General features: G+C 53.0%; 13 protein-coding genes. 6 read left to right on the forward strand and 7 right to left on the reverse strand.

All coding sequences use genetic code 11. The features are described 5' to 3' along the window. Nucleotides 1-2: 2 nt before the first annotated feature. From MVG27_RS02345 to MVG27_RS02365, 5 genes are all read right to left on the reverse strand, one after another. Nucleotides 3-371, reverse strand: a complete 369-nt coding sequence (locus tag MVG27_RS02345) for an OadG family protein (RefSeq protein WP_297550943.1) — start codon at nt 369-371, stop codon at nt 3-5. A 9-nt stretch (nt 372-380) separates the two neighbouring features. After that, entirely contained in the window at nt 381-1,949 is a 1,569-nt protein-coding gene (locus tag MVG27_RS02350) for a carboxyl transferase domain-containing protein (RefSeq protein WP_297550941.1), read from the reverse strand. 124 nt (nt 1,950-2,073) lie between these two features. Next, nucleotides 2,074-2,502 carry a translation initiation factor IF-2 subunit beta gene (locus MVG27_RS02355; protein ID WP_297470735.1) on the reverse strand — a complete coding sequence of 143 codons (429 nt, stop codon included), beginning with the start codon at nt 2,500-2,502 and terminating at the stop codon, nt 2,074-2,076. 44 nt (nt 2,503-2,546) lie between these two features. After that, the gene (locus MVG27_RS02360) at nt 2,547-4,595 is read right to left on the reverse strand and encodes a minichromosome maintenance protein MCM (protein WP_297550939.1); all 2,049 of its coding nucleotides are present in this window, start codon (nt 4,593-4,595) and stop codon (nt 2,547-2,549) included. After that, nucleotides 4,595-5,089, reverse strand: a complete 495-nt coding sequence (locus MVG27_RS02365; RefSeq protein WP_297550937.1) for a hypothetical protein — start codon at nt 5,087-5,089, stop codon at nt 4,595-4,597. Before MVG27_RS02365 ends, MVG27_RS02360 begins: the two co-directional genes overlap by 1 nt. Before the next feature lie 192 nt (nt 5,090-5,281). On the opposite strand from MVG27_RS02365, the gene MVG27_RS02370 reads away from it, so the two are divergent. After that, nucleotides 5,282-5,794 carry a metallophosphoesterase gene (locus tag MVG27_RS02370; RefSeq protein ID WP_297550935.1) on the forward strand — a complete coding sequence of 171 codons (513 nt, stop codon included), beginning with the start codon at nt 5,282-5,284 and terminating at the stop codon, nt 5,792-5,794. 9 nt (nt 5,795-5,803) lie between these two features. Then, a complete protein-coding gene (locus MVG27_RS02375; RefSeq protein WP_297550933.1) occupies nt 5,804-6,619 on the forward strand; it encodes a hypothetical protein in 816 nt (271 codons plus the stop codon). Here the strand turns inward: MVG27_RS02375 and MVG27_RS02380 are convergent. Further along, on the reverse strand, nt 6,600-7,157 hold the full coding sequence (locus tag MVG27_RS02380) for a hypothetical protein (RefSeq protein ID WP_297550931.1): 558 nt from the start codon (nt 7,155-7,157) through the stop codon (nt 6,600-6,602). The two genes, MVG27_RS02375 and MVG27_RS02380, sit on opposite strands and share 20 nt — an antisense overlap. A gap of 87 nt (nt 7,158-7,244) precedes the next feature. On the opposite strand from MVG27_RS02380, the gene rtcA reads away from it, so the two are divergent. From rtcA to MVG27_RS02395, 3 genes are read left to right on the forward strand one after another with little or no spacing between them, the layout of a single operon-like run. Beyond that, complete coding sequence (gene rtcA / locus MVG27_RS02385) at nt 7,245-8,279, forward strand: RNA 3'-terminal phosphate cyclase (protein WP_297556086.1); 1,035 nt, start codon at nt 7,245-7,247, stop codon at nt 8,277-8,279. Nucleotides 8,280-8,322: 43 nt separating this feature from the next. Then, a complete protein-coding gene (locus MVG27_RS02390; RefSeq protein ID WP_297550572.1) occupies nt 8,323-8,736 on the forward strand; it encodes a HEPN domain-containing protein in 414 nt (137 codons plus the stop codon). Further along, nucleotides 8,678-9,115, forward strand: a complete 438-nt coding sequence (locus MVG27_RS02395; protein WP_297550554.1) for a nucleotidyltransferase domain-containing protein — start codon at nt 8,678-8,680, stop codon at nt 9,113-9,115. Before MVG27_RS02390 ends, MVG27_RS02395 begins: the two co-directional genes overlap by 59 nt. On the opposite strand, the gene MVG27_RS02400 is transcribed toward MVG27_RS02395, so the two are convergent. Beyond that, on the reverse strand, nt 9,112-9,477 hold the full coding sequence (locus MVG27_RS02400) for a hypothetical protein (RefSeq protein WP_297550556.1): 366 nt from the start codon (nt 9,475-9,477) through the stop codon (nt 9,112-9,114). The two genes, MVG27_RS02395 and MVG27_RS02400, sit on opposite strands and share 4 nt — an antisense overlap. Before the next feature lie 67 nt (nt 9,478-9,544). On the opposite strand from MVG27_RS02400, the gene MVG27_RS02405 reads away from it, so the two are divergent. Further along, on the forward strand, nt 9,545-9,876 hold a 332-nt coding region (locus MVG27_RS02405), incomplete at its 3' end, for a nucleotidyltransferase domain-containing protein (RefSeq protein ID WP_297556088.1).

The following is a 9,876-nucleotide window of genomic DNA, read 5'->3' on the forward strand; positions in this document are numbered from 1 at the left end:
CTTCACCACTTCCTAATCTCGTAGTTGAAGTTCTCAACCTCCTCCATACCGCTCTGGAGACCGTAAAGGCGCCACGCGTCGGAAACCTTTCTCTTAAAAGGCAGGGGACGGGCAACTTCGGCCTTCTTGGCTAGGTAGGCGAGAATAGATGCCGTGATTATCGCCAGATCCCTCGGCGGGATTTCCTCGGTTTTGATTTCTGGAGTTTTGATTTCTTCAACCTTTTCAACTTCCATGGATTTCTTTCTTTCAGTCATTCCTTTCTCAAAGGCACCAATGGCATACAGAACTAAAGCAAGTATCGTTAGGATTGTAAAGACTACTGTAATTCCTATGACGGTAATCCACCCGCCCTCGATTATCTGGCTCATGCTTCCACCTCACAGGGGTATGTTGCCGTGCTTCTTGGGTGGCAACTTAACGCGCTTGCTCTCAAGGGCCTCAAGTGCCATGATGACCTTGCCCCTGGTCTCGGCCGGGTCTATGACGTCATCAATGTATCCTCTAGCGGCCGCCACGTAGGGGTTGGCGAACTTCTCACGGTACTCGGCTATCTTCTGCTGTCTGACCTCCTCGGGGTTCTCCGCTTGAGCGATTTCCTTCCTGAATATGATGTTGGCCGCTCCCTCCGGACCCATAACCGCTATCTCGGCTGTGGGCCACGCGAAGACGAAGTCGGCTCCAAGGTGCTTGCTTCCCATAGCGAGGTAGGCTCCTCCATAGGCTTTCCTCAGGATTACAGTGACCATCGGGACGGTCGCCTCGGAGTACGCGTAGAGAACCTTGGCGCCGTGTCTTATTATTCCCCTGCTCTCCTGGTCAACGCCCGGTAGATAACCGGGGACGTCAACGAGCGTAACTATTGGTATGTTGAAGGCGTCACAGGTTCTCACAAAGCGCGCAATTTTATCGCTCGAATCTATATCAAGAACGCCCGCGAAATACCTCGGGTTGTTAGCAACTATTCCAACGGTCTGCCCGTTCATCCTTCCAAAGCCAACAACCGCGTTGGGAGCGAAATAGGGCAGAATCTCAAGGAAATCCGGGTTGCCGTTCTCATCTCTGTCAACTATCTCGTAGATGACATCCCTGACGTCATAGGGCTTGTTCGGGTCGTCAGGGACAATTTCATAGAGCCTCTCGCTCTTCCGGAAGGGCAAATCATTAGTCTTAACGCGCGGTGGCTTCTCCATGTTGTTCGATGGCAAATAGCTTATGAGCCTCCTGATTAGGGCAAGAACCTCCTCGTCGCTCTTCCCTATCAGGTGGGCCTGTCCGGCCTTCTGGGCGTGAACCATCGCTCCACCGAGCTGAACTGGGGTAACTTCAACGCCGGTGACTGCTTTGACTACCTGCGGACCGGTGATGAACATGAAGCTCGCGGGGTTGTCAACCATGAGAATGAAGTCCCCTATGGCAGGGCTGTAAACGGCACCACCGGCACAGGGGCCCATTATAGCGGTTATCTGGGGCACAACACCGCTGAGGAGGGTGTTCATCTTGAAAATTTCACCGTAGCCCTTGAGGGCATCAACCCCCTCCTGAATCCTGGCCCCACCGGAGTCGTTGAGGCCTATGACAGGTGCTCCAGCTTCGAGGGCCAGCTCCATGACGCGCTTTATCTTCATCGCGTGCATCTCGCCGAGAGAACCGCCCATCACCGTGAAGTCCTGGGCGTAAACAAAAACAAGCCTGCCGTCAATCGTTCCGTAGCCGGTTATAACTCCATCGGCTGGAAGTTCCTTCTTGTCGAGGCCGAATTCAGTGCCTCTGTGCTTAACGAACATACCGATTTCCACAAAACTTCCGGGGTCGAGGAGCTTCTCAATCCTTTCGCGGGCGGTGAGTTTGCCCTTGGCGTGCTGTTTTTCGACGGCCTTTTCACCGCCCATGGCGAGAATCTTCTCCCTCTTCTCGTAAAGCTCCTTGAGCTTTTCCTCCATGCCCATAAGAGTAACCCCCTTGATTTCTTAGGGGTTGTAGTTTGTAAAGTTTAAAAGGGTTTTTGAGAAGGAAAATTTCACCCAAAAATGGATAATTTGTCCATAAAGGGATAAAAAAAGAAGGAAGACCTCAGAGGTGCTGTATTGGTGTTTCAGCACCACAGGCCTCACATTTGAGGAAGTGGAAGCGCCCACGCTTGATAATCTTGGTATCGGGGCTTCCACAGACCGGACAGATGACGTACTCCTTGAGGTACTTCTTCATCTTGTTGGCTATCAGATACGGAGTAAAGCGTCCCTGGAGGATTACGCGCCTGCCCTCTAGGGTTCCGGCGGTTGCCACCTCACGGAGAATGAACTTCAGGAGGTGGTTCGGATCGCGGTTCATGGCCTCTGCTATGTCCACGAAGTTCTCGATAATCGTCTTGTTGCCCGCTATCGTAACAACTGCCGGAGGAACCTCGAAACGGGACTTGTGGGACTTAACGTTCTCGGGCAACTCCTCGTAAGCCTTATCAAGGAGCTTCTCAAAGTCGTAAAAGTCAATGCTCTCGCTCATGTTCTCACCCCCTCATAGGTTTTCCCTTCGCTTTATAACCTTTGTTAGAGCACCCTGTAGAAGCCGGCCCTCGGTTCGTAGATTCTGCCATCGGCCTTGAGCTCCTCGATTAGCTTCTCCACCTCACGCTTGCTTCCAACTCCAGCCTGCTTGGCCGCTTCGATTACCTTCTCGGCCGGAGCGCCGTAGTCGCCTTCGCTTTCAAGGTTCTTGATGATATCGACCAGCTTCTCTATCTTGTTGAGCTTCTTTGAGCTCTTACCAACCTCAAGGATTGAGACGTCTATGTTGCCCTCCTCATCAACGGCGATGGTTCTCATCATGGCCTCTATGAGCTCTATAGCGGCCCTTGCATCTTCTCTCGTTACAGTCTCGCTCAGGCGCATCCTGGCGTGGGCCTCGCTCAGCCTAATCAGGGCCTCCAGCTGTCTCGCCGTTATCGGTATCGGCTGGACCCCCTCGTCGTCGCTCCTCTTGAGGCCCTTCCTCATCTTCACGTAGTAGCGCTTGATTTCTTCCATCGCCTCCCTGCTCAGAACCGGGTGAACGTTCTTTCTCGCGTAGGCTATATACTTCTTCAGCAGGTCGTAGGGTATCTTCGGCGTTACCACCTCGGCTTCTCCCCTTCTCACCCTGAGGATGTGCTCGGCTATGCTGGCATCTATTTTCTCATCCGGTTCATCGAGCAGGAGGAAGATTAGGTCGAAACGGCTCAACAGGGTGGGTGGAAGGTCGAGCTGTTCTGGCAGGGATTTGTGCCTGTTGAAGCGACCGAACTTTGGATTGGCCGCCGCTATAACCGTTGTCCTCGCGTTGAGCGTCGCTGTAATGCCGGCCTTGGAGATGCTTACGCTTTGTTGTTCTAGTGCTTCATGAATGGCACTTCTGTCACGATCACTCATCTTATCAAATTCATCAATTAACGCTATCCCGCCATCTGCTAACACAAGGACACCAGCTTCCAGGACCCAAGAGCCGGTGAACTCGTCCCTTACCGCTGCCGCCGTAAGCCCCGCGGCCGAACTGCTCTTACCGCTCGTATAAATCGCTCTCGGAGCCAGATTGGCCACGTAGCGGAGAAGTTGACTCTTCGCTACTCCAGGGTCACCCACGAGGAGGACGTGGCTCTCACCGCGAAGCTTCGTTCCATCTGGCAGGACCCTCTGCACACCGCCAAAGAGAGCGAGTGCTATGCCCTTTTTCACTATTCTATGCCCCCAGATTGCTGGGGCTATTGAATCAACTATTGCATCAACGATGTCCTTCCTCTTAGCTAACTCCCGAATCTTCTGCTCATCCTCGGGGGAAATCTCGAGTTCCTCAATTTCCTTGCTGAGTTGCTCAATGTGGTTAACCTCCAGAACCTTCTTGAAAATTGGCATCTTCTCCCTTTTCTCAAGAATAACGCGCAGGATTCCGGTTACCAGAACACGGTCGCCGGGTAGGGCCGTATCGACGAGGTCATCAAGCAGGATAGCATCGACGAAGCGGGGCATTTGGCCACCCTTCAAACTCTCGGGCCTGTCCTGCAACCTGAAGCTCTGGAAGTTTATGAAACGGCTCTTCTCAACGTCGAGCTCTATGTTTCTTGAGCCACAAGCGTCGCATTTCGTCGGCTTGACTAAATTTTCATAGGGCCTCTGAAGCCTTGTCATCTCGTTACCGCAGTCCTTGCACACAAAGACGGCCTTCTCAACGAAGGGCTTCACCTCACTCACGCGCGTGATTATTCCCTCAACCTGAATGAGCCTGTTTATGTGCTCGCTCCCGAGTTCCTTGACGAGTAGCGTGTTGGGAAGGTTGTAAAAGCGCGCATGGACCTTAAAATCCCTCTCAACGAGCAAAGGAGGCTCGCGCAGGATAATCTGGATTGCGTCCTCACAGCTCGCTATAGCCTCCTCCGGGTTGTTGAGGAGTTCCTCAGCCAGTTCAGGGTCAAAGGAGTTGAGGTGCGCCCAGTCTATCGCAAGGGAGCGCTTTGGCGTGACGGTGAGCAAATCCTTGAGACGGTTGATGTAGACCTCGTTGCCCTCATCATCAACGTACTCGCGGAGAAACTTTGCAAAGCGAGAAATCATCTCCTCCCTGTCCATCAACCATCACCAAGCCACTCGTTCCTTATTTTAGACATCTGGAGGTAAAGCCTCCTCTCCTCAGGAGAAAGCCTTGAGAGAAGCTCCAGGCTGTTCGGCCTGAGCATCACGGCCTTGAGAATCTTGTTGAAGCGTATCATCTTCAAATCGCGAAGCTTTTTCTTGAGGTTGGCCAGCTTCGTGAGCTTGACGTTTATCGTCTCAACGCTCTCGCCAGGGTTCAGACGGACGTAGTTCTCGAGGTAATACAGGTAGAACTCGGCCCTCTCGTAGAGCCCCTCAGGAATCGCCGTAAGAGGCTCACTCCCCCTCTCGTTCGCTATGGCCTTATCTATCTCGCCTATCACCTTGTCGGTCTCGTCAACTACCTCAACAATTCCAGCCTCCCAGAGCTCCCTCGCCTTCCAGTCCTCGATTAGGACAATATCACCCTGATTCCAGTCCGAAAAGGGTTTAATGACCTTGACCGCTATGAGGGCTCTGCCCGTGAACATGCCACCACCTTGAACGGCCTTGGGTTTTGGTCTAATAAACCTTGTCGGAACAGCTTAGGACGGTGTTGGACTCGGTTATGCCAGTTGTATTTCCACTCGAATGCATTCATGAACACAAATGACTGGAGGAACGCTTTAGACCTCGATAACCCTATAAACTCCAAAGAAGAGTTTCGGCTTAGGTGAGCGGTAATGCTGATTGGGATAATGAGCGACACCCACGATAACCTTCCCGCCATAAGGAAAGCCGTGGAGTTCTTTAACGAGAGGAACGTTGACCTGGTAATCCATGCCGGCGACTACGTCGCCCCCTTCGTCGCCCGGGAACTCAAGAGGCTCAAAGCCCCCCTCAAGGGAGTCTTCGGAAACAACGATGGTGAGAGAAGTGGTTTAAGAAGAGCCCTCGGCATAGAAGATGAGCTAATCGAGGTTAATGCCGATGGTATGAAGATAGCCGTAACCCACGGGACGAACGAAGTGTTAGTTAAGGCACTCGCCTACAGCAAGCTCTATGATGTCGTCATAGTCGGCCACACCCACCACTACGAAATCAGGGAGGTGGGAAGAACGATACTGGTCAACCCCGGGGAAGTGTGCGGTTATCTGACCGGAGTAAAGAGCGTCGCCCTCCTGGATACCAGAAAGAGGGTCGTTGAGATTTTCAACATCGAAACCGGAGAACTTTTGGGAGCCATGAGCCTATGAGGTGAGCCGATGGACATTTTAACACCCGGGGAGAGGCGCGACGCGGTCGTTTTCATAGGCGTTGACAGAGCGGGAAACGTGGAGTTCGTCAAGGTCTACGCCATAAACGAGCAGAGGGCAAAGGAAACCCTTGAGGAGTTTTTTAACGCAAAGGGCCTCTTCCCGGCCGATTACAGGCTCGTGAGCAGGGGGGTTGAAGACGTCTCCGGAAAGAAGGCGATAACCACGAGAAGCGAGGAGGAGCTGAGCTCTTCCCTCGCAAGGCTCGGCCTGAGATTGCTCTCCAACGGCGTGCTCACACTGGAGGGAACAAAGGAAGTCTACCAGATAACCCTCGTGAGCGACGTCCTTTATCGAAGGGTCACTGCCAAAAGGCCCGAGGTGAAAACCCTCGACTGGAGAGAGGTTCTTTCACTCGGAGTTGACACGCTCGTCGAGAACCTCAGGGGAGTTGACATATCTGACCTCGTTCCTCCGAATGCACTAATCCTCCGCGAGCCCAGTCCAGAAAGCGTTGCCGAGCTCCTGAGCGGGGAGCGGGACGGGCCCCTGATAGTGGAGACCAAAAACGCGAAAAAATACCGCGACTTCGATTTCTCCGCCTACGTAAGGATTCCACCCCTAACGAGGGAAGAATTTGCCGTGGAGCTCTCATCGAGGCTCGGCTTCAACGTGCCCCTAGAGTTCGTCAACCTCCCGGAGGAAAAGCTGAACCTGAGGAACGTCGAGGCTCTGGCAAAGCTGGTGGAAGCGCTAGTAAAGAGGGGCCTTGAGAGGGAAGAGGCCCTGAAGATTGCAATAAGGCTCAACTCCTCAAGGCCCTGAAGTACGCCTTAACGGCCTCCCTGAAGGCTGGATTCAGCTTTCCGAGGATGGCGTTAACTTTCTCACGCCTCTTCCTGTCCCCGGCGAGGTAGCTTAGGAGGAGGCACTCATCAACGCTCAGCTTTCCGATTTCCCCGGGCTCTTCTCCATTGAGAATCCTCTCGAGGAAGGGCCTTACCCTTTCGCTCCTCCTCTCGAACTCAAGCCAGTCCACGCTCAGCTTGTCCCCGGAGGAGATAAGCTCCCTCGACTTTTCGACGTATGGCCTTACCTTCTCGCCGAGGGGAGATAAGAGAACCCTCTCTATGAAGTCCTCGACATATGTCAAGTCATCGGCGAGCCTCTTGGCATCAACCACGTCAAGGCTCTCAAAGAGCGCGAGGGCGGTGAGGTAGCACTTCGCCGCGAAGGGCACGTTGGGAAGGTAAACGGTCCCGTTCCTCACCTCAACCCGTTCCCCGGGTTTCCTCTCGAGGTTCTCCAGGAGCATGCCGAGGGGATAGCTGAGGCTTTTAACGCAGAATTCAAGCTCGTCCATGTTCTCACCGGTGGAAGTTGTTCGGCCACCCTAAAAGTCTTTCGTCAGGTTTTTAGGTTCAGGAGCGGAGAGAATAAAGGTGGGAGAATGGAGTGGGTTGAAATAAACGGTTCCTACGGCGAGGGCGGGGGCCAGATACTCAGAACGGCGGTGGCTCTGTCCGTAATAACAGGAAGACCCGTGAGGATATACAACATCCGCGCCAACAGACCCAACCCGGGGCTAAGGACACAGCACCTCCACGGGATTCTGGCTTTGAAGGAGCTGAGCAACGCGAGGGTTAGGGGCGCTCAGGTAGGCTCAACGAGGCTTGAGTTCATTCCCGGTAAGGCGGAACCGAAGCACATTCGCGTTCCGATAAAAACAGCGGGCAGTATAACCCTCGTCCTCCAGGCTTTACTTCCGGCTATGGCCTTCACCGGGGGTAGCTTCGAGGTGACCGGAGGGACCGACGTGCCCTGGAGCCCGCCCGTTGATTACCTCAAGAACGTCACGCTCTTTGCCCTTGAGAGAATGGGGTTGAGAATTAGGCTCAAGATAAAGAGGAGGGGCCATTACCCGAAGGGTGGCGGTCTGGTAGTTGGGGAAGTTGAACCCTGGGAGGAGAGGAAACCCCTCATAGCCCTTGAGTGGAGGAAAATCGAACGCTTCGCTGGGATAAGCCACGCCACCAACTTGCCAGCCCACGTCGCTGAGAGGCAGGCAAATGCTGCCGAGGAAAGGCTGAGGAGCTTTTACAGCGTTCCCGTCGAAATAGAGAGGGAAGTTTCGCGCTCTCTCGGACCGGGAAGCGGAATAGTGGTTTGGGCCGAGACTGACTCGCTGAGGCTCGGCGGTGATGCTCTTGGAAAGCGCGGTAAGCCGGCGGAAGTAGTAGGCAGGGAAGCGGCCGATGAGTTGCTGGAAGGGCTAACGCCGAGAAAGGCCGTTGACAAATTCCTCGGCGACCAGCTGATACCCTTCTTGGCCTTCACGGGTGGAGAGATTGGCGTTGCCGAAATCACGAGCCACCTTGTGACGAACGTCTGGGTCGTGGAGAGGTTTTTGGGTAAAATCTTCGAGGTTGAGGGCGAAGTTGGGGAGCCGGGAGTTGTGAGGGTTGTGAAGAGGGCAGAAGTCTGACGAAGGTGTTAAATACCCACAATCCAAACTTTATGTGGTTGCCATGTTCAAGTGGAGCGAGTACGAAAGGTGGATGAAGCAGGCTGAAAAGACCCTTCGCTCTGCCCTCAGGGATCTGGAAGGGAAGGATTATGAGTGGGCGAGCTTTAAAGCCCAGCAGGCGGCAGAGCTGGCTGTTAAAGCTCTCCTTCGGGGAATGGGTTTCGCCCCCATCGGGCACTCCATAACGAGGCTTCTCAGAAACCTGCGTGATGAAGGCGTTGAAGTTCCAAGGGAGCTGTTCCACAGGGCTATGGAACTTGACAGGAATTATATAGCTCCGAGATATCCCGATGCCTATCCGGAGGGCTCTCCCTTCGAGTACTACTCCGAGGATATCGCTCTAGAGATGATTGATTATGCTGAAGAAGTCCTCAGCTTCGTCAAAAGAACGGCCGAAAATCTCACCCGAGATTGAGAGGTTCGTGAGAAGGATAGTTGACTACTTCAACGGAGACGCCACGGTTATTCTCTTCGGTTCTAGGGCTAGGGGTGACTACAACCGAGCGAGCGACTACGACCTGATAGTGATATCCAGAAAGCTTAGTGGGAACTTTCTAGCGAGGACAAAGCCTCTCTACAAACTCAACGAAGAGTTTTTACCCGTTGATGTGCTCGCTTACACTCCAGCGGAGTTTCTCAGGGCGCTTGAAAACCTCTCTCCCTCTGCCCTTGATGCCATGAAGGAAGGAATAGTCCTCCATGACAACGGTTTTTACAATGTCGCTAAGAGGCACTTCGAGGAGCTGAAGCGGAGGGGAATGCGGAAGGAAAAATACTGGGTGATGAGGGCCTAGTCCTTCGCTTCCTTCAGTCCCTTTGCCACCGACTCTCCGAGCTTTTCGGCGAGCTTTTCAAGCATTTCCTCCTGCTCGAAGCGCTTAAGACGGCGGTAGTTTATCACTAAAGAAGTCAAAGTGAACACAAATGCCAATGAAGACATGGCAAACATCCAGATCGGTATATTTCCCTCAGGATCAAAGAATAAAATCGTTTCGCCCAACACAATGCCAATTGCGATGATTGTGGATTCTTTTATCTGATCTACCACTCCCAATTTATCAAATTTTGGACTTTTGAACCATTTGACCGGTTCAAGAAGCCCTATAACGCTTGATAGAAGCAAAACAGTACCTCCCACAATCTCCAATGTCCCCATTTCCCTCCTCCCGGAGGGTAATATACTGGGACGAAGGGATTAAATACATGGGGGACGAAAACACCTGTTGAGAACGCTGAAAGGTTCCTTGAGCGAATTAAGACCGCTCTGGAGGAGCTTGAACATGGAGAAGAAAGCTCAAGCTCTTGATGAGTTTCTAAGAGTCCTACGAAAGCGCTTTGATGACTCAATAGAGGAGGTTATCCTCTTTGGCTCGTACGCGAGAGGTGACTACGACGAGGAGAGCGACATAGACCTTCTCATAATCGGCGAGGTGGATTTCAACGAGCTTATGGACGTTGTAACGGATATTCTCCTCAAATACGGCGAACTGATAAGTCCCATAGTCATCAAGCCGGAAGAGTTCAAAAGGAGGAAGGACAGCTTTATTAAAACGGT

It is taken from the genome of Thermococcus sp. (assembly GCF_027011145.1).
Classification (GTDB): Archaea; Methanobacteriota_B; Thermococci; order Thermococcales; family Thermococcaceae; genus Thermococcus.